General features: G+C 65.4%; 14 protein-coding genes and 1 pseudogene. 8 read left to right on the plus strand and 7 right to left on the minus strand.

The window, feature by feature from the left end:
- Positions 1–169: 169 nt before the first annotated feature.
- The 3 genes and pseudogenes from tldD to NLN62_RS14755 all read left to right on the plus strand — a co-directional run bounded on the left by tldD (position 170) and on the right by NLN62_RS14755 (position 3084).
- Positions 170–1597 (plus strand): metalloprotease TldD, encoded by a 1428-nt coding sequence (gene tldD, locus NLN62_RS14745; protein ID WP_027521444.1) that lies wholly within the window; start codon positions 170–172, stop codon positions 1595–1597.
- A complete protein-coding gene (lepB, locus tag NLN62_RS14750) occupies positions 1594–2394 on the plus strand; it encodes a signal peptidase I (protein WP_254109247.1) in 801 nt (266 codons plus the stop codon). Before tldD ends, lepB begins: the two co-directional genes overlap by 4 nt.
- Positions 2395–2519: 125 nt before the next feature.
- A pseudogene (locus tag NLN62_RS14755) lies at positions 2520–3084 on the plus strand (nucleotidyltransferase family protein).
- A gap of 124 nt (positions 3085–3208) precedes the next feature.
- Here NLN62_RS14755 and NLN62_RS14760 read toward each other — a convergent pair.
- The 3 genes from NLN62_RS14760 to NLN62_RS14770 all read right to left on the minus strand — a co-directional run bounded on the left by NLN62_RS14760 (position 3209) and on the right by NLN62_RS14770 (position 5878).
- Positions 3209–3811, minus strand: coding sequence for a PAN domain-containing protein (locus tag NLN62_RS14760; RefSeq protein WP_254109248.1), 603 nt, complete (start codon positions 3809–3811; stop codon positions 3209–3211).
- 108 nt (positions 3812–3919) lie between these two features.
- Positions 3920–5290 carry a glutamate--cysteine ligase gene (locus tag NLN62_RS14765; RefSeq protein ID WP_027521448.1) on the minus strand — a complete coding sequence of 457 codons (1371 nt, stop codon included), beginning with the start codon at positions 5288–5290 and terminating at the stop codon, positions 3920–3922.
- Positions 5291–5389: 99 nt separating this feature from the next.
- A complete protein-coding gene (locus tag NLN62_RS14770; protein ID WP_027521449.1) occupies positions 5390–5878 on the minus strand; it encodes a MarR family winged helix-turn-helix transcriptional regulator in 489 nt (162 codons plus the stop codon).
- Between the two features lie 125 nt (positions 5879–6003).
- On the opposite strand from NLN62_RS14770, the gene gstA reads away from it, so the two are divergent.
- From gstA to NLN62_RS14785, 3 genes are all read left to right on the plus strand, one after another.
- Positions 6004–6618, plus strand: coding sequence for a glutathione transferase GstA (gstA, locus tag NLN62_RS14775; RefSeq protein ID WP_254109249.1), 615 nt, complete (start codon positions 6004–6006; stop codon positions 6616–6618).
- Positions 6619–6849: 231 nt separating this feature from the next.
- Positions 6850–7158, plus strand: a complete 309-nt coding sequence (locus NLN62_RS14780) for a hypothetical protein (RefSeq protein WP_254109250.1) — start codon at positions 6850–6852, stop codon at positions 7156–7158.
- 274 nt (positions 7159–7432) lie between these two features.
- Complete coding sequence (locus NLN62_RS14785) at positions 7433–7897, plus strand: hypothetical protein (protein ID WP_254109251.1); 465 nt, start codon at positions 7433–7435, stop codon at positions 7895–7897.
- 73 nt (positions 7898–7970) lie between these two features.
- Here NLN62_RS14785 and NLN62_RS14790 read toward each other — a convergent pair whose 3' ends face one another.
- From NLN62_RS14790 to NLN62_RS14805, 4 genes are all read right to left on the minus strand, one after another.
- Positions 7971–10184: an FAD-dependent oxidoreductase gene (locus tag NLN62_RS14790; RefSeq protein ID WP_027521453.1), complete on the minus strand. Its 2214-nt coding sequence runs from the start codon at positions 10182–10184 to the stop codon at positions 7971–7973.
- A 155-nt stretch (positions 10185–10339) separates the two neighbouring features.
- On the minus strand, positions 10340–11548 hold the full coding sequence (locus tag NLN62_RS14795; RefSeq protein WP_027521454.1) for an acetyl-CoA C-acetyltransferase: 1209 nt from the start codon (positions 11546–11548) through the stop codon (positions 10340–10342).
- A 55-nt stretch (positions 11549–11603) separates the two neighbouring features.
- Positions 11604–13394: an acyl-CoA dehydrogenase C-terminal domain-containing protein gene (locus tag NLN62_RS14800; RefSeq protein WP_254109252.1), complete on the minus strand. Its 1791-nt coding sequence runs from the start codon at positions 13392–13394 to the stop codon at positions 11604–11606.
- A gap of 133 nt (positions 13395–13527) precedes the next feature.
- Positions 13528–13932, minus strand: a complete 405-nt coding sequence (locus NLN62_RS14805) for a hypothetical protein (RefSeq protein ID WP_027521456.1) — start codon at positions 13930–13932, stop codon at positions 13528–13530.
- A 183-nt stretch (positions 13933–14115) separates the two neighbouring features.
- Here NLN62_RS14805 and NLN62_RS14810 point away from each other — a divergent pair, with 183 nt between their 5' ends.
- Both NLN62_RS14810 and NLN62_RS14815 read left to right on the plus strand, forming a co-directional pair.
- A complete protein-coding gene (locus NLN62_RS14810) occupies positions 14116–14703 on the plus strand; it encodes a PadR family transcriptional regulator (RefSeq protein ID WP_027521457.1) in 588 nt (195 codons plus the stop codon).
- 424 nt (positions 14704–15127) lie between these two features.
- The gene (locus tag NLN62_RS14815; protein WP_254109253.1) at positions 15128–18520 is read left to right on the plus strand and encodes a tetratricopeptide repeat protein; all 3393 of its coding nucleotides are present in this window, start codon (positions 15128–15130) and stop codon (positions 18518–18520) included.
- Positions 18521–18541: the final 21 nt, after the last annotated feature.

Below are 18541 nucleotides of genomic sequence, written 5' to 3' on the forward strand. Positions count from 1 at the left end.
CGCCCGTATAGGCTGAAAACCTTGAAAACCGGCTTAAGACGAGGCCAATCGAAAGGCTGGCCGGGTGCGATCCCGACCATGTCGTTTCAGTAATGTGACGGCCCGCCCCCCTCGCCGAACGCTTTTGAAACCATTATCTTGCCCCACATCTCCCGATAATGGATCGCCGATGACCAACCCTGCCACGACCTCCCTGCTCGACCGCGCCAATCTCGATCGCGACCAGGTTCGCCACGAAGTCGCGCGCGGGCTTTCGGGCGCCGACGACGGCGAATTGTTCCTGGAATACAGCCAGACCGAAGCGCTGATGTTCGACAATGGGCGGCTGAAGCAGGCGACCTATGACACCTCGCAGGGCTTTGGCCTGCGCGCCGTGAAAGACGACGCGGTCGGCTACGCGCATTCCTCCGACGTGTCGCTGCCGGCGCTGATCCGCGCGGCCGATGCGGTCGCAGCAGTCCGCGGCGGCTATTCGGGAAGCTTTGCCGCGCCGCCGCCGCATACCAATGTGCGGCTCTATGCCGACGACAATCCGCTGGATGCGCCGGGTTTTGAAGCCAAGGTCAAGCTGCTCGCGGAGATCGACGCGTATTTGCGCGACAAGGATCCGCGCGTGCGGCAGGTCAGCGTGAGTATAGGGGCGACCTGGCAGGTGGTTGAAATCCTCCGCCCCGATGGCGAGAGCTATCGCGACATCCGCCCGTTGGTGCGCGTGAACATTTCCGTTGTCGCCGGCCAGGGCGATCGTCAGGAAAGCGGCAGCAAGGGCTATGGCGGCCGTGCCGGCTATGCCGAATTCATCGAGACCAGGAACTGGCGCGACGCAGCTGACGGCGCGCTGCGCGAGGCGCTGGTGAATCTGGAATCCGTGCCGGCGCCCGCCGGCGAGATGGACGTGGTGCTTGGCGCCGGCTGGCCCGGCGTCATGTTGCATGAGGCGGTCGGCCATGGCCTGGAGGGCGACTTCAACCGCAAGAAGACCTCGGCGTTTGCAGGGCTGATGGGCCAGCAGGTGGCGGCCAAGGGCGTCACCGTGGTCGACGACGGCACCATTGCCTCACGGCGCGGCTCGCTGTCGATCGACGACGAGGGCACGCCGACCAACCGCACGGTGCTGATCGATGACGGCATCCTGGTCGGCTATATGCAGGACCGCCAGAACGCGCGCCTGATGAACATGAAACCGACCGGCAACGGTCGCCGGCAGGGCTACGCCCATGTGCCGATGCCGCGCATGACCAACACCTACATGCTCGCGGGCGACCGCGAGCCGGGCGAGATCCTCGCCTCGGTGAAGAACGGCGTCTTCGCCGCGAATTTCGGCGGCGGCCAGGTCGACATCACCTCGGGCAAATACGTCTTCCAGTGCACCGAGGCCTACAAGATCGAGAACGGCAAGATCGGCGCGCCGCTGAAGGGCGCCATGCTGATCGGCAACGGGCCGACCGACCTGCATCGCATCCGCGCAATCGGCAACGATCTCGCGCTCGATACCGGCATCGGTACCTGCGGCAAGAACGGCCAGGGCGTGCCGGTCGGCGTCGGCCAGCCGACGCTTCTGATGGAACGGATTACGGTGGGTGGTACGGGCGCATGAGCGTTGAGAAAATGACTGCAACAACCAAGCCCAAGAGCGGCGGCAAGAACAGCGGCAAGAGCGGCACCTGGCGCGGACAGCTCGTGCAGCTTGCCGGCATCGTCGCCGCCGTGTTCATCGCCAAGGGTGCGCTGGCCGAGCCATTCTACGTGCCGTCGGGCTCGATGGAGCCGACCTTGCTGATCGGCGACGCGCTGCTCGCCTCGAAATTCCCCTATGGCTACGGCACCTCGTCGTTGCCGATCCAGATCAACCTGCCGGAAACCGGCCGCGTCTTCGCCGAGACGCCGAAGCTCGGCGACGTCGTCGTGTTCCGCTGGCCCGGCGACCGCTCGCAGGCCTGGGTCAAGCGCGTGGTCGGTCTGCCCGGCGACCGCATCCAGATGCGGCAGGGCCAGCTCTTCATCAACGACCGTCCTGCGGAGCTGAAGCCCGATGGCGTCGGCCAGGCTGAGGACGACAACGGCGGCAACGAGCCCGCCTATCGCTATGTCGAGACGCTGCCGAATGGCGTCTCGCATCTCATTTTCAAGATGCGCGACAACGGCCCGCTCGACAACACGCCGGAAGTGACGGTGCCGGCCGGGCATCTCTTCGTGCTCGGCGACAACAGGGACAACTCCGCCGACAGCCGCGTGTCGCTGCGCTCCGGCGGCGTCGGGCTGTTGCCGATCGACAATCTCGTCGGCCGCGCCGACGCAGTACTCGGCTCCTGGGATCTCGGCATGCGCAGCCAGCCGATGTGGACCTGGCTCTCGGGCTTCCGGATGGCCCGGTTCTTCACCGCGGTGAAGTGAGGCACGGAGCCGGAAGATCGTAGGCTGGGCACAGCGAAAGCGTGCCCGCCACTTCTGTCGCAATCCTGGAGAGATGGTGGGCACGACGCGCGAAGTGCGCGCCTTTGCCCACTCTACGATTCCCGATGACCCGCGACGAATTCCTCGCATTGGCGCTGCGCAATCCCGTCAACGTCGCGATCACCGACGCGCTCGCGCAGCTTGCGCTGCCGGATGCCTGGCTGGTGTCGGGATGCCTGGTGCAGACGGCGTGGAACGTGATCACGGGCCGCGCGATCGATCACGGCATCGCCGACTACGACGTGTTCTATTTCGACCCTGACACCTCGTGGGAAGCGGAAGACGCGGTGATCCGCAAGCTGGACGCCAGCCTTGCGCATCTCGGCGCGAAGATCGAAGCGCGCAACCAGGCGCGTGCATCTGTGGTACCCCGACAAGCACGGCCTGCCCTATCCGCCGCTGACCTGTTCGACCGACGGCATCGACCGTTTCCTGACGCAGAACACACAGATCGGCATCCGGCGTGCAGGCGATCGCTACGACGTCTATGCGCCGCACGGGTTCGACGACGTCGCGGGGTTGATCGCGCGTCCCAATCCGGGCGCGAATTTCTCCGCGACGAACTACGCGGCGAAAACTCAGCGATGGAAATCGCTATGGCCGGAGATCGCGATCATTGCGGCGGAGTAGGTCTCGTGTCCGGACGCGGCGCGGCACGCAGTGACGCGACGCAGAGCCGGGACCCAGCGACGTGGGCCCCGGTTCAGCAGCGCATCACTGCGTGCTGCACTGCGCCCGGGGCGCGAGAGTATCCCTACCTGACCACGCCCGACGTAAACCCCGCCTTCCTGCGTGGCGGCTTGATTTCCTTCTTCAGGAAGCATTTCGCGGCGCGCCCGGTATAACCGGGGCGCGCGAAGGTGAAGGCGCGGCACTTGTTGTCGGCGACGCAGGCGGCCTTGCAGGCGTCCTCGCCTTCGTCGACCTTCAGTTCGAAATTGCGCAGGTCCCCGCCGGGACGATCGATCGACGTCTCGACACCCTCGACGCGCGGCTCGATCACGCCCGCGCCGCGGACGCCGGAGATGCAGCAATTCGCCGGGCTGCGCGGCGGCACGGTGTTCTTCAGCCAGCACACCGCAGGCGCGCCCTCGACGTCGGGATAGCTGAAGCTCCAGGATCGGCAGCGCCGGTCGCGCTCGCACAGCAGCGCGCAGTCCTCGGGATCCCCTGACGCAACGGGCGTGTTGAAATAGTCGCCGCCGGGCCGGTCGAATGCGGTCTGGGCACTCGCCGGCACGATGGTAGGCAGGACTGCCAGCAGCATGACCCACGCCATACCCTGTGCCACGACCCTCGTCACGGCTCTTGCCATGACCTTTGCCATCAAGGCCCCTGGCAGGCGGCCTTTCCCCATTAGAACAGCTTTCGAGTTATTGAACGCGCTTGGATTTTTCAGCCGGTCATTTGATCGCCGCAAACCTGTACGGGCGATGAACGGCGGCGCGCCGCTCGTCCGGCTGAACTAGAACGCGTAGTCCTCGTAGGCCGGTTCCACGGATTCCTTCCAGGCGCCGTGAAATTTCTCCAGCATCTCCTCGGCCGGGGTCCGTCCGCAATCGATGATGCGGTCGAGTGGCTCCAGATGGCGGGTCTCATCCCGGCCGAGCTGGTCGATCCGGCCACGGCGGCGCAGGCCGGCATGGGCCAGCACCAGGCATTCCTTGGCAATCTCGAAGAGATAGCGGTCCTTGATCCGGGCCTTGAAGCCGAAGCGCGGCACATCGTCGCGCAGCGCCTGGCGCTCATGCGCGCTCCAGTGCTTCACCAGATCCCAGGCGGCATCGAGCGAGACGTTGTCATAGAGCAGCCCGACCCAGAACGCCGACAGCGCCGGCAGCCGGCCCCACGGACCACCGTCGGAGCCGCGCATCTCGAGGTAACGCTTCAGCCGCACCTCCGGGAAGATGGTCGAGAGATGATTGGCCCAGTCCGACAGCGTCGGCCGCTCGCCGGGAAGGTTGTTGTTGCGGCCGTCGAAGAAGGCGCGGAAGGAGGAGCCCGAGACGTCGATGTAGTCCTCGCCGCGCTTGACGAAATACATGGGCACGTCGAGCGCATAGTCGACATAGCGCTCAAAGCCCATGCCGTCCTCGAACGCGAAAGGCAGCATGCCGGAGCGTGCATTGTCGGTGTCGCGCCAGATTTCCGAGCGGAAGGACAGGAAGCCGTTGGGCTTGCCTTCGGTGAACGGCGAATTGGCAAACAGGGCAGTTGCGACCGGCTGAAGCGCAAGCGAGACGCGGAGCTTCTTGACCATGTCCGCTTCGGACGAGAAGTCGAGATTGGTCTGCACCGTGCAGGTGCGGTACATCATGTCGAGGCCGTATTTGCCGACCTTCGGCATGTAGTTGGTCATGATCTTGTAGCGGCCTTTCGGCATCACCGGAATGTCGGCGCGCGACCAGGACGGCGTCATGCCAAGGCCAAGGAAGCCGATGCCGAGCGGGGTCGCGATCTCCCGCACCTGCGCCAGATGCGCCATCAGCTCGCTCTGCGTCTGGTGCACGGTCTCGACCGGCGCGCCGGACAATTCGAACTGCCCGCCGGGTTCGAGCGAGATCGCGCCGCCGCCGGTAACGTCGTAGAGGCCGATGATGTTGCCCTTCTCCATGATCGGCTCCCAGCCGAGCAGGAGCTTCATGCCTTCGAGCAGCGCGCCGATGCCGCGCGCACCCTCGTAAGGAACCGGGCGGCGGCCTTCGAGCGTGAACGGCGTCTTCTCATGCTCGGTGCCGATGCGGAAGTCGTCGAGCGGCTTGCAGCCGGCCTCGAACCACGCGACGAGCTCGTCGCGTGACTGCAGCGGCGTCATATCGATCTGGTCTCGCGCCATATCAAACTCTAATCAAAAGCGCTTCGACCGAACGCGCGCGGGTGACAGGGATGGTCCGCGAACCCACCGGTTGCGCGGACATGTTGGTTTGCTGCGGAGTCATCGCAACGGTGTGCTTTCGTTGGCGACCGGCAGCTTCATCTCGCCGCAGGAGCAACCGAGACGGTCGAGCAGACCGCTGAGCTTGACGGCATCCGCATCGGACAGTTTTGAGCCGACATACTTCTCGATTGCGGCGGAATAGGCTCCCCACATCCGCTTCTGCAACTCGCGACCGGCTTCGGTGATCTCGACGAACTGGCCGCGCTTGTCGATCTTGCATTCGCGGCGCACGGCGAGGCCCTCGTCGACCAGGCGGTCGATCAACCGCGAGGTCGAATATTGCGGGATCAGCATCTGGCGCTCGAGCTCCACGGGGCGCAGCTCGCCCGACGGCGCGCGCGACAGCTCGAGAAGCGCATCATACCAGGCGAGCGGCGGGAAACCGGCTTTCTTCAGGTCCTGCTCCACGCAGTCGAGCACGCGGCTCTGCACCCGCATCAGGCGGATCCAGGCGGACGTCGCCTCGGTCGATGGTCTGCGTTTCATGGTCCCGCTCAAGTGTGTAGCCTGTTCTTAGCGCACTTGATGCACCTGCATCAATCTTGACTATTCCATGCAGATGCATGTAGGCGTTCTTTCGCCCCAACCAACCATCGGCAGGAGAAAATTCCATGAAACTCTATTACTCGCCGGGAGCGTGCTCGTTGTCCCCTCACATCGCCCTCCTCGAAGCCGACCTGCCCTACGAACTCGTCAAGGTCGATATCCGCGCCAAGAAGCTCGAAAACGGTGAGGATTTTCTGAAGGTCAACCCGAAGGGCCAGGTGCCGGCGCTCGGCCTCGATAGCGGAGAGATCGTGACCGAAGGCCCGGTCATTGTCCAGATGATCGCCGATCAGGCCTCGGCCAAAAGCCTGGCGCCTGCGCGCGACAGTTCCGAGCGCTACAAGCTGCTGGAGTGGCTGAACTTCCTCACCTCGGAGGTACACAAGAGCTTTGGCCCGCAGTTCTCGCCGGTGCTGGCCGACGATGCCAAGGCCTTCTTCAAGGACCGCGTGATGGGCAAGCTGAAATATATCGACGGTGAGCTCGCCGGACGCGACTACCTCATGGGCAAGCAGTTCACGGTCGCCGACGGCTATCTCTTCACCATGCTGACCTGGGCCGAGCGGATGAAGTTCGACCTCTCGGCGATGCCGAACCTCCTCGCCTACAAGGCCCGCGTCGCCGCGCGGCCGAAGGTGCAGGAAGCACTGAAGCGCGAAGGGCTCGCGCAGGCGGCGTGAGACCGTCGATCGAGGTTCAGTGACAAGGAGCCGGATCAGTGATCCGGCTCTTCTTTTTTGTTCGTTGGATTGCTCGTTTGCAGGCGAGCCGCGTCGGGAGCAATTGAACAGCATTGTCGCAGTTAATAATAACCGGCCTTGTGAACGGCGTGCGTAACACCATTGTTGCGTGAGCGACCGGGTTGGCCAACTATCGATTGCAGGGGGCGTTGGTGAAGTGGAATTGGAACTGTGACCGTTGCCGTCACCCTCCTGCTTGCGAGCCTGGTCGTCGGACTGGCGACAGGTCTGTTGTTCCGGGTCTGGGCGCTGGCGCTGGCTTCGCCGTTGGTCGCGGTCGTGTCCGCGATCGCTCTTCAGTCCGCGGGCTTTGAGTTTTTCGCCGGTGTGTCCGTGATCGTCGGGTGCCTCGTCGTCAGCCAGCTCGCCTATCTGCTGGCGACGTTCCACCTGCACCGGGAGAAACACTCAATGGAGGACGAAGTCGACGGCCTTCCAGGCAAACACCGCCAGAAGAATATCCGCGACCAGTACGAGTAGCGTCAATCCCGCCCAGGACGGAACCTTGCGGCGCTGACGCAAGGACTTTCGGCGCGTCAGCAGGCCACTCACAAAGGACAGGGGCGTGAATTGGAGCGCGATGCCGGCCGCACTCTTTTGGGACACCAGTGAGTTCATTGGGGGACACCTTCATTGCTGATCGTCGCCTTACCGGCTTGCTGGTGGGAACGGTAGCAAGAGCGGTGCCAGTACGCCGTGGGCGTGGCGTCCCTGCGGACGCGGCGCGGCCGGAGTGTGTCATCGCGGATGCGTGATGGCACCTGACGCGGGGTGCCAGGCAGCAGTTGCACGCAAAAATCGCATCGATGCCGCGAACTGCATGATCCGTCGCAGCGACCAAGGGCTGAACATCCTCACGCGAGAATATCCACTGATGAACCTGATCGTATTCATGACGTCCTCCGGGACGTACCTCGCCATGCTGCTACTGTCGCAACCTGTCGCGCCGCAACGCGACTGTGTCTTCACGCTTCACCCGGGGATGACCAGCGCCGCGTTCGAGAGCAGAGAGGGCCAGATCGTGTTTCCCGATCGGCCCACCGAATATCGCTGCACATACACCGAACGGAAGGACGGCGCGGAGATCGCGTTCACCAACCAGAACGACTGGCATTTCGAGGTGCGCGTTGCGCGCGGCAACAAGGGCAGCTGGACCGCCAGCAAGGGCGATGAACGCGTCTCCGGTCATGCGCTCTATCCGGAAGACTGCCTGGAATGAACGCGCAGGTCGAAAACCAAAAAAAGGCCGGATCGGTGATCCGGCCTTTTCACTACATAGCGACAGCGGAGTCTTACGCCGCCGATTTCTTCGGCGCGAAGCGCCCGTAGAAGGTCTCGCCCTTCGCCGCCATCTCCTCGAGCAGTTTGGGCGGCGTGAAGCGGGAGCCGTATTTGGCTTCCAGCTTGTGGCAGAGCTCGACGAACTTCTTCGTGCCCATGAAGTCGATGTAGGACAGCGTGCCGCCGGTGAACGGCGCGAAGCCGAAGCCGAGGATCGAGCCGACGTCCGCCTCGCGCGGATCAGTGATGACGTGATCCTCCACCGTGCGCGCGGCCTCCACCGCCTGCACCACCAGGAAGCGCTGCTTCAGCTCCTCGACGTCGAGCGTATCAGGATCGAGCTGCTTGGGCTGGAGCGCCGACAGCCCCGGCCACAGGCTCTTCTGACCCTTGCCCTTCTCCGGATAGTCGTAGAAGCCCTTGCTGTTTTTGCGGCCAAGCCGGCCCTGCTTCTCGACCATCTCCACCATCAGCTTCTTCTGATCGGGGTTGATGGCGTTGGGGCCGAGATCAGCTTCCGTCGCCTTCATGATCTTCAGACCGAGGTCGAGCGCGACTTCGTCGGACAGCGAGAGCGGGCCGACCGGCATGCCCGCCATCTTGGCGCAATTCTCGATCATCGCCGGCGGGACGCCTTCGAGGAACATCTCGTTGCCTTCGGCGACATAGCGGCCGACGCAACGGTTGGCGAAGAAGCCGCGGCTGTCGTTCACGACGATCGGCGTCTTGCCGATGGTGCGGACGTAGTCGAGCGCGGTCGCCAGCGCGACGTCACCGGTGTTCTTGCCGAGAATGATCTCGACCAGCATCATCTTCTCGACCGGCGAGAAGAAGTGGATGCCGACGAACTTGCCCTGGTCATTGAAGCTCTCGGCGAGCGAGGTGATCGGCAGCGTGGACGTGTTCGACGCGAAGATTACGTCGGACTTCAGATACTCCTGCGCCTTGGCGAACGTTTCCGCCTTGACCTTGCGATCCTCGAACACCGCCTCGATGACGAGGTCGACGTCCTTCAGCGCAGCATAATCAGCGGTCGGCGTGATGCGCGCGAGCAGCGCTTCGGCATCCGTGGGCTTGGCGCGGCCCTTCTTGATCTGCTCCTCAATCACCTTCTGCGCATGCGCCTTGCCCTTGTCGGCGCTCTCCTGGTCGCGGTCGATCAGGACGACGTCGAGACCGGCGCGGGCCGAGACGTAGCCGACGCTGGCGCCCATGAAGCCGGCGCCGATCACGGCGATCTTCTTCACCTTGGTCGGCGGCACGTCCTTCGGACGGCGCGCGCCCTTGTTGAGCTCCTGCATCGACAGGAACAGGCTGCGGATCATCGCAGCCGCTTCCTTGGAGCGCAGCACCGAGGTGAAGTAGCGCGACTCGACGCGCAACGCGGCGTCGATCGGCAACTGCAGGCCCTCATAGACGCAGCTCATGATCGCTCGCGCGGCCGGATAGTTGTCGTAGGTCTCGCGGCGGTAGATGGCATTGCCCGCTGGGAACATCATCATGCCGTTCTTGGAGAACACCGGGCCACCGGGCAGCTTGAAGCCCTTCTCGTCCCAGGGCGCGACCGCCTTGCCGCCGCCCTTGATCCAGTCCTTTGCCGCCTTGATGAGATCGGCCGCGGGAACGATGGCGTGGATCAGGTTGAGTTGCTTGGCCTTGTCGAGCGCGACGGGATCGCCCTTCAGCAGGATGGTCATCGCGTCCTGCGGCGGCACCAGGCGCGGCACGCGCTGCGTACCGCCGGCGCCGGGGAACAGGCCGACCTTGACCTCGGGCAGGCCGAGACGCGTCTTGGGATTCTCCGCCGCCACGCGATAGTGGCAGCACAGCGTGATCTCGAAGCCGCCGCCGAGCGCGAGGCCATTGATCGCGGCCGCCCACGGCTTGCCGGAGGTCTCGATCGAACGCAGCACCTGCGAGAAGCGGCGGCTCTGGTCGAACAGCATCTGGTTCGCGGCCGTCTCGCCCTGCTCCTTGAAGACCTTGGCGTAGGCCTGGTTCATGCCCTCGAGCATCGACAGATCGGCGCCGGCGCAGAACGCCTCCTTGCTGGAGGTGATGACGACGCCCTTCACCGCGTCATCCGCGGTGGTCTCTTTCACGATCGCATCGAGCTCGCTGGTCGAGGTCTCGTCGAGCACGTTCATCGAACGGCCCGGGATGTCCCAGGTGACGAGCGCGATGCCGTCGGCGTCGGTCTCAACCTTGAAGTTCTTGTAAGCCATGTTGGTTGCTCCTCGGTGCCGCAGCCAGTCTTTCGGCGCGGCGGTTGACTGTGATCTCGTAGGGTGGGCAAAGGCGCTCTTGCGCCGTGCCCACCATCATTCGCGGAGACATCAGTGGTGGGCACGCTTCGCTTTGCCCACCCTACGGCAGCTCGTTACACCCGCTCGATGATGGTCGCGGTACCCATGCCGCCGCCGATGCACAGCGTCACCAGCGCGGTCGACTTGTTGGTGCGCTCGAGCTCGTCGAGCACGGTGCCCAGGATCATCGCACCGGTTGCGCCGAGGGGATGGCCGAGTGCGATCGCGCCGCCATTGACGTTGATCCTGGCGTTGTCGATCTCGAAGGCCTGGATGTAGCGCAGCACGACGGAAGCAAAGGCCTCGTTGAGCTCGAACAGGTCGATGTCCGACTTCTTCATGCCCGAACGCGCAAACAGCTTTTCGGTGACGTCGACCGGACCGGTCAGCATCATCGCCGGCTCCGAGCCGATATTGGCGAAGGCGCGGATCTTTGCGCGCGGCTTCATGCCGTATTTCGCACCCGCCTCCTTGCTGCCGAGCAGCACGGCGCCGGCACCGTCGACGATGCCGGAAGAGTTGCCGGCATGGTGCACGTAATTGACGCGCTCGATCTCCGGATGCGACTGGACCGCCACCGCGTCGAAGCCGCCCATCTGCGCCATCATGGTGAAGGACGGCTGCAGCTGCGCCAACGACTGCATGGTCGTGGTGGGCCGCATATGCTCGTCCTTGGCGAGGATGGTGAGGCCGTTGATGTCCTTCACCGGCACCACCGACTTGTTGAAGCGGCCTTCGTCCCAGGCCTTGCCGGCACGCTGCTGGCTCTGCACGGCATAGGCGTCGACGTCGTCGCGGGAGAAGCCGTACTTCGTGGCGATCAGATCGGCCGAGACGCCCTGCGGCATGAAATAGGCCGGCACTGCCATCGAGGGATCCATCGGCCATGCACCGCCGGACGCGCCGATGCCGACGCGGCTCATGGATTCGGCGCCGCCGCCGATCACCAGCTCATGCTGGCCGCTCATGACCTGGGCAGCAGCGAAGTTCACGGCATCGAGGCCGGAGGCACAGAAGCGGCTGATCTGCACGCCGGGGACGGCTTCGCCGAGGCCGGCTTTGAGCGCCGCGAAGCGCGCGATGTCGCTGCCGGCCTCGCCGACGGGATCGACCACGCCGAGCACGACGTCATCGACGGAGTCCACGGGCAGGTTGTTGCGCTCCTTCAGCGCCTGCAGCGGCACGGTGGCGAGCGCCAACGCCGTGACCTCGTGCAGCGCGCCGTCCGGCTTGCCGCGGCCGCGCGGTGTGCGAACGTGGTCGTAGATGAATGCCTCAGGCATGACGCCCTCCTGATGTGATGTTCAATGCGATTGGGACCTGGCGACGGAAGCGGGCTTAAAATGCTTCCGCCGGCAGTTCCATGACGGTGGCGCAGCCGGCCTGGATGCGCGCGAGATTGGCCGCGGTCTCCGGCAGCATCCGCTCCATGAAGAAACGGCCGGTAACGAGCTTGGTCGAGAGATAGGGCGTGGACCCGGACTCGGCAATCTTGGCCTGCGTGACTTTCGCCATCCGCGCCCACATGTAGCCGAGCGCGACGAAGCCGAAGAGATGCAGGTAATCGGTTGCGGCGGCACCGGCATTGTCCGGCTTCGCCATCGCGTTCTGCATCAGCCAGGTGGTGGCCTGCTGGAGATGGCCGAGCGCGGTCGAGAGCGGCGCGACAAAAGGCTTCAGCGCCTCGTCGCCGCCGTTCTCCTTGGCAAAGGCTCCGACCTCGCCGAAGAACGCCATGATGGCGCGGCCGCCGTCGCGCGGCAGCTTGCGGCCGACGAGGTCGAGCGCCTGGATGCCGTTGGCGCCTTCATAGATCATGGCGATGCGGGCATCGCGCACGAACTGCTCCATGCCCTGCTCGGCGATGTAGCCGTGGCCGCCATACATCTGCTGCGCCTGCACGGCGTTGGCAAAACCGTAGTCGGTGAGGAAGCCCTTCAGCACCGGCGTCATCAGGCCCATGTGATCGTCGGCGGCCTGGCGGTCCTTGGGATCCTCGGAGCGGTGGGCGACATCGCTCTTCAAGGCAGTCCACACCACGAAGGCGCGCGCGGCTTCATTGAAGGCGCGGATGGACAGCAGCGTGCGGCGCACATCGGGATGCACGATGATCGGGTCGGCCGCCTTGTCCGGCGCCTTTGTACCGGTGAGCGCGCGGCCCTGGATGCGCTCGCGCGCATAGGCAACCGCGTTCTGATAGGCGACCTCGGACTGCGCGAGACCCTGCACTGCGACGCCGAGGCGGGCCTCGTTCATCATCACGAACATGCCCTGCATGCCCTTGTTCTCTTCGCCAATCAGCCACCCGGTGGCGTTGTCGTAGTTCATCACACAGGTGGAATTGCCGTGGATGCCCATCTTGTGCTCGATCGAGCCGCAGACCACCCCATTGCGCGCGCCGACGGAGCCGTCGGCATTGACCAGGAATTTCGGCACCACGAACAGCGAGACGCCCTTGATGCCGGCGGGCGCGCCCTCGATACGGGCCAGCACGAGGTGAATGATGTTGCCAGCAAGATCATGCTCGCCGGCCGAGATGAAGATCTTCGTGCCCGTGATCTTGAAGCTGCCGTCGGCCTGGCGCACCGCCTTGGTGCGGAGCATGCCGAGGTCGGTGCCGCAATGCGGCTCGGTCAGGTTCATGGTGCCGGTCCATTCACCCGCCACCATCTTCGGCACGTAAGTCTTCTTCTGCTCGGGGCTGCCGTGCACGAGCAGCGCCGCGGTCGCGCCCATGGTCAGGCCGCCATACATCGCGAAAGCCATGTTGGCCGAGCACTGGAATTCGTTGACCGCCTGGCTCAACGCCACCGGCAGGCCCTGCCCGCCATATTCGGTCGGCACGGAGAGGCCGAGCCAGCCGCCTTCGGCGAGCTGCTTGAAGGCGTCCTTGAAACCCTTCGGCGTGGTGACGCTGCCGTCGTCAGCGCGCTTGCAGCCTTCGAGATCGCCGACGCGGTTGAGCGGCTGCAGCACCTCTTCGGCGAGCTTGGCGGCTTCGCCCAGGATCGCCTCGCGCACATCGCTCGATGCGTCGGAGAAGCCGGGCAGATTGTCGTAGCGGTCGATCTGGAAGACGTCGTTGAAGAGGAAGTTCACGTCTTCGACGGGGGCTTTGTAGATCGGCATGGCGTTCTCCCGGCATGGAGCCGTTAAGTGGTGGTATTCTTTAAAATGCCCTGCGGCGCAGTCCTAGTCGCGAGTCTAGCGGTTTCTGCAACCTCAGGGCAGGTGGTATCGAGCACGCAGTTCGGCGAAAGCCTCACTGGGCTGCGAGCTGCTCCGCCATCAGGCGGTGCAGCATGTTGATGGCCTTGAGCGGACGCACCATCACCTTGAAATGCGTGATGCGGCCCTCGTTATCGAAGGTGATGATGTCGACGCCGTTGATCTCGATGCCGTCGATCTCTGTCTTGAATTCGAGCACGGCGCCGCTCGCGCTCTTCCACTCGCCGACATAACGGAAGCTGGGGCCGCCAAGCACCGTCTCGGCGCTCGACAGATATTTGAAGGTGATGTCGCGCCCGCGCTGCGGCGTGTGCACGACGGGACTTTCGAAGACGGCGTCGGGATGAAGCAGGTCCCACAGTTCGGCGCGCGCCGCAGCGCGGTCTCCAGCGTGCTCTTGGGACTTCATGTAGCCGTACCAGGAATCGAGGCCGGTCATTCTCAGGGTGCCTCCCTTGATAAAAGGCGTTGGCAAAAAGCTTGAAAACAACCCCATGCAAAGTAGCGCGAAGGCCGACGCCGGCTGGGCAACAGGCCGACCGTCATATGCACATTGACGCATATGCGTGGATATGCATAAAGTCAAGTCAATTGGTCGGGTACGTCTTAAGGGAGCCGTGTCATGGCGCTGGGCGACGCAATCCTCGCATGCCTGACGGAACGTCCGATGACGGGCTACGAGCTCGCCAAGACGTTCGACTCCTCGATCGGCTTCTTCTGGAAGGCCGACCACCAGCAGATCTATCGCGAGCTCTCCAAGCTGCGCGACCGCGGCTACATCCAGGGCCGCGAGGTCGTGCAGTCCGGCAAGCCCAACAAGCTGGTTTATACGCTTACCGAGGAGGGACGAACAGCGCTGCGGCACTGGGCCGCGCGCCCGAGCACCCCAGCCTCGACCAAGGATGACCTGCTCGTCCGCCTCCATGCCCTAGACAGCATCGACATCGAGCCCCTGCGCACCGATTTGATGGCCCGCCTGGAGCATCACCGCGACCGCCATGCCAATTACGAGCGCATCCTGAAGAAGCGCTTTCCGGACGGAGAGGCGTCGGGCGTGCTCGACCTCGGCAATTTGCTGCTGCTCCGCCTCGGCGCCCGGCACGAGCAGATGGTGGCCGACTTCTGCGAGGAAGCGCTCGAGGCGCTGTCGACCATGAACGCGCGCGGCACCGTGGTGCCGATCGACGAGGGCAAGCGCGAGAAGGGCTGAGCAACCAAGCGTGACACGAGGCAATGCCGCCGCCAGCCACTCCGCCGTCATCGCCCGGCTTGACCGGGCGATCCAGTACTCCGAGACGGTCATGATCGAATCGAATAGGCCGCGGCGTACTGGACGCCCCGCCTTCGCGGGGCATGACACCGGTGAATGTGGCAAATCGGGAGCGAGCCGCGGGCTCGAACAACCTCTCCCGCAAGCAGGAGAGGGAGCGCACCGACAATGCGCCACTCCTGTTCCCTGCGCCCAACTTTAAGACAGCGGCGACGGCTTCCTTAACCCGTTATTTACCGTAACAGAGAAAAGTCGGTTTTTGAGGCAGACGACCCGCGCCGAATGGAATTGTCTCTGCAACTGGGACGCGCGGGAAAGCTGGAGGCATCGGGTGGGGTGCCGAAGTCGGAACCGGACAGAAGTCATGAATTCGCGCGTATCGTGGAGTGTTGACGGCATCGATCCATCCGTCAGGGAGCGGGCCGAAGCAGCCGCGCGCCGTGCCGGCATGTCACTCAACGATTGGCTGAACTCCACCCTCGGCGACACCATCCCGCCGAACTTCCGCGGACCTTACGAGCAGCGCCCGCAAGCCCCGCAGGCCCCACACCTGGCACCGAGTCAGGAAAGCCGCGACGTCGCCGACATCCACCAGCGGCTGGATGCGATCACCCAGCAGATCGAGCGCATCTCGAAGCCCGCGCCGCGCCAAGACACGTCGCGCGACGCCTCGCGCGAGCAGGGCGTCGCGCGTCAGCTGAACGATGCGATCTCGCGGCTGGACGCGCGGCTGTCGCAGATCTCGCGGCCGCAGGCGCAGGCATCGCGGCCCGCTCCGGTCGAGACGCGCCAGCGCCAGGCCGAGGTGGTCGAGCGCGCGGCAGCACAGGTCTATCGCAACTCGCCGCCGCTCAGCCCCGCCTCGCTCGACGTTGCGGTGGCCGAAATCAGCGCGCGGCAGAACGAGCTCGACAGCTTTGCGCCCCGGCAGATGCCGCCGCGCGCGGCGCCTTCGATTGCGCCCGCCGCGCCGATGGCTCCCGCAATGTCTCCCCCGTTGGCGCCCCCTGCCCCCGCCTACGCGCCGCCGCCTCCGCAGCCGAGCTCCGACTTCTCTGCGCTCGAACGGCATCTCCTCAAGATCACCAGCCAGATCGAGGCGCTGCAGCGCCCCGATCACATCGAGCAGTCGATCACGGCGTTCCGCAACGAGCTTGCGGAGATCCGCCACGTCATCACCGAGGCGATGCCGCGCCGCGCGATCGAATCGATCGAAAACGAGATCCGCTCGCTGCATCGTCGCATTGATGAGACGCGCACCTCCAGCACCGACGGCCAGGCGCTCGCCGGCGTCGAGCACGCGCTATCCGAGATCAAGCAGGTGCTGCGCACGCTGACGCCGGCCGAGCAGCTCACCGGCTATGACGAGGCGATCCGCAATCTCGGCGGCAAGCTCGACCTGATCCTGCGCGCCAATGACGATCCCGGCACGGTGCAGCAGCTCGAAGGCGCGATCTCGGCGCTGCGCGGCATCGTCTCCAACGCCGCCTCCAACGAGGCGCTGGCACGGCTGTCCGAGGACGTGCAGCTGCTGTCGTCCAAGGTCGATCAGATCAGCCGCGCCTCCGTCCCCAGCGGCGACAGTTTTGCGGTGCTGGAGCAGCGCATCGCCGCGCTCACCGCGGCGCTGGAGACGCGCGAACAGCCTGCGCCGTCCCAAAGCACCGAGCATCTGGAGAACGCGATCCGCGCGCTGTCCGATCGCTTCGACCGCATGCAGGTCGGCGGCGACTCCGCCTCCACGTTCGCGCATCTCGAGCAGCGCGTGTCGTATCTCCTGGAGCGGATCGAGGCTGCCTCCGATCCGCGCAACGGCAATCTGAGCCGCGTCGAGGACGGCCTGCACGACATCCTGCGGCATCTGGAGCGGCAGCAGGCGACCTATGCCGCGCTCGCCGAGAGCCGCAGCTCGGCGCCGGCTTCCGATTCCGGCGTGGTCGATCTCGTCAAGCGCGAGCTCTCCGACATCCGCTTCAGCCAGGCTGAGACCAATCGCCACACGCAGGACTCGCTCGACGCGGTGCACAGCACGCTCGGCCATGTCGTCGATCGCCTTTCGATGATCGAGGGCGACCTGCGCGCGGTGCGCAGCGCGCCACCTCAGGCCGCGCCGCAGGCCTTCGCAGCACCGGCAATGCCGGCCGAACCGGCGCGCAGCGCGATGCCGACGCAGCCGCCCAGAGCCGACATCAAGCCCGATCTGCCCAATCCGGCCGCGGCGCAGGCGGCCTTCGTCGCCGCACCGCGCGAATTTCACGCCGCAACGCCGGCTGCTCCGCCGCCGGTCCCGGCGGCACCGCAAGTCACAGCACCCGTGCCGCCGCGCGCGATCAGCGAAATCCTGGAGCCGCATGCCGCGCCTGTGCGCGCTGCGATCGCACCGGAGCTGCCGCCGGATCATCCGCTGGAGCCGGGCACGCGGCCGAGCGGACGCGCCCCCACGCCGTCGGAGCGCATTGCCGCGTCCGAAAGCGCGATCAGCGAAATTCCCGCCCCGCCAAAGGAGCCGGTGTCGTCGTCGAGCTTCATCGCCGCCGCACGCAGGGCCGCACAGGCGGCCGCCGCGCAGCCCGAGAAGCCCGGCCGTGGCGGCAAGGCTGCCGCAGGCGGCGCTGCCCTGGACAAGGGCAAGGAAGGCTCGACCATCACCTCGAAGATCCGCTCGCTGCTGGTCGGCGCAAGCGTGGTCGTGATCGTGCTCGGCACCTTCAAGATGGCGATGAACCTGCTCGAGGGCGGCGGCAGCACTCCACCGGTGCCGGCGATGGAGACCCCCGCAAGCGCGCCCGCGCCGCAAGCCCCTGCCCCCGCCGAGAACAGCGCGAAGCCCGCCGTGCCCGAGCAGGTCACGCCGTCGATGACCTCGCCGACCCCCCTCGGCCGGCAATCCCTGAACAATGCCGCTCCCGCGAGCTCCGGCAGCGCCGCGTCGGTCGAGATCCCGCCCCCACCGGCGGTGGCTGGAAATAGCGACATCACCGGCGCGATCCCGACGACGCCGTCGCGCGCGCGGCTCGGCACCGTCCAGGTGCCGCCGAGCGAGCGGCTGGCCGACGGCATCGGCGGTCCGGTGCTGCGCGCCGCCGCGATGAAGGGTGATGCGACCGCGGCCTATGAGATCGGCGTACGCTTCGCCGAAGGCAAAGGCGTGGCTGCGAATTACGAGGAAGCAGTCAAATGGTATGACCGCGCGGCGCAGGCCGGCGTGGTGCTCGCGACCTTCCGGCTCGGCACGCTCTATGAGAAGGGCCTCGGCGTGAAGAGAGACGCCGACATCGCCCGCCGCTACTACACGCAGGCCGCCGAGCGCGGCAATGCCAAGGCTATGCACAATCTCGCGGTGCTCGACGCCGACGGCGGCGGACGCGGCGCCAACTACAAGAGCGCGTCGCAGTGGTTCCGCAAGGCCGCCGATCGCGGCGTCGCCGACAGCCAGTACAATCTCGGCATCCTCTATGCCCGTGGCATCGGCGTCGAACAGAACCTTGCCGAATCCTACAAATGGTTCAGCCTCGCCGCAGCCCAGGGCGACTCCGATGCGGCGACCAAGCGCGACGACGTTGCCAAGCGCCTCGACCCGCAGTCGCTCGCCGCTGCCAAGCTCGCAATCCAGACGTTCAGCGCCGAGCCGCAGCCGGATGATGCCGTCAACGTCGCAACGCCTGCCGGCGGCTGGGACAGCGCCCCGGCGCAGGCCAGCGCCAAGCCCGCGCCCAAGCCTGTCGCGACCAAGCGTCAGGCCTTGCTGGTGCATTAGCGCATCAAGAAATTTAGTTAG

Source organism: Bradyrhizobium sp. CCGUVB23, assembly GCF_024199885.1.
In the GTDB taxonomy this organism is placed as follows: Bacteria; Pseudomonadota; Alphaproteobacteria; order Rhizobiales; family Xanthobacteraceae; genus Bradyrhizobium.

What these genes read in the sequence shown, in the direction of transcription:
- lepB (WP_254109247.1), top strand. Translation starts at nt 1,594, where the DNA reads ATGAGCGTTGAGAAAATGACTGCAACAACCAAGCCCAAGAGCGGCGGC.
- NLN62_RS14805 (WP_027521456.1), bottom strand. Translation starts at nt 13,932, where the DNA reads ATGACCGGCCTCGATTCCTGGTACGGCTACATGAAGTCCCAAGAGCAC.
- NLN62_RS14815 (WP_254109253.1), top strand. Translation starts at nt 15,128, where the DNA reads ATGAATTCGCGCGTATCGTGGAGTGTTGACGGCATCGATCCATCCGTC.
- tldD (WP_027521444.1), top strand. Translation starts at nt 170, where the DNA reads ATGACCAACCCTGCCACGACCTCCCTGCTCGACCGCGCCAATCTCGAT.
- NLN62_RS14795 (WP_027521454.1), bottom strand. Translation starts at nt 11,548, where the DNA reads ATGCCTGAGGCATTCATCTACGACCACGTTCGCACACCGCGCGGCCGC.
- NLN62_RS14770 (WP_027521449.1), bottom strand. Translation starts at nt 5,878, where the DNA reads ATGAAACGCAGACCATCGACCGAGGCGACGTCCGCCTGGATCCGCCTG.
- NLN62_RS14760 (WP_254109248.1), bottom strand. Translation starts at nt 3,811, where the DNA reads ATGGGGAAAGGCCGCCTGCCAGGGGCCTTGATGGCAAAGGTCATGGCA.
- NLN62_RS14790 (WP_027521453.1), bottom strand. Translation starts at nt 10,184, where the DNA reads ATGGCTTACAAGAACTTCAAGGTTGAGACCGACGCCGACGGCATCGCG.
- NLN62_RS14800 (WP_254109252.1), bottom strand. Translation starts at nt 13,394, where the DNA reads ATGCCGATCTACAAAGCCCCCGTCGAAGACGTGAACTTCCTCTTCAAC.
- NLN62_RS14785 (WP_254109251.1), top strand. Translation starts at nt 7,433, where the DNA reads ATGGCACCTGACGCGGGGTGCCAGGCAGCAGTTGCACGCAAAAATCGC.
- NLN62_RS14810 (WP_027521457.1), top strand. Translation starts at nt 14,116, where the DNA reads ATGGCGCTGGGCGACGCAATCCTCGCATGCCTGACGGAACGTCCGATG.
- gstA (WP_254109249.1), top strand. Translation starts at nt 6,004, where the DNA reads ATGAAACTCTATTACTCGCCGGGAGCGTGCTCGTTGTCCCCTCACATC.
- NLN62_RS14765 (WP_027521448.1), bottom strand. Translation starts at nt 5,290, where the DNA reads ATGGCGCGAGACCAGATCGATATGACGCCGCTGCAGTCACGCGACGAG.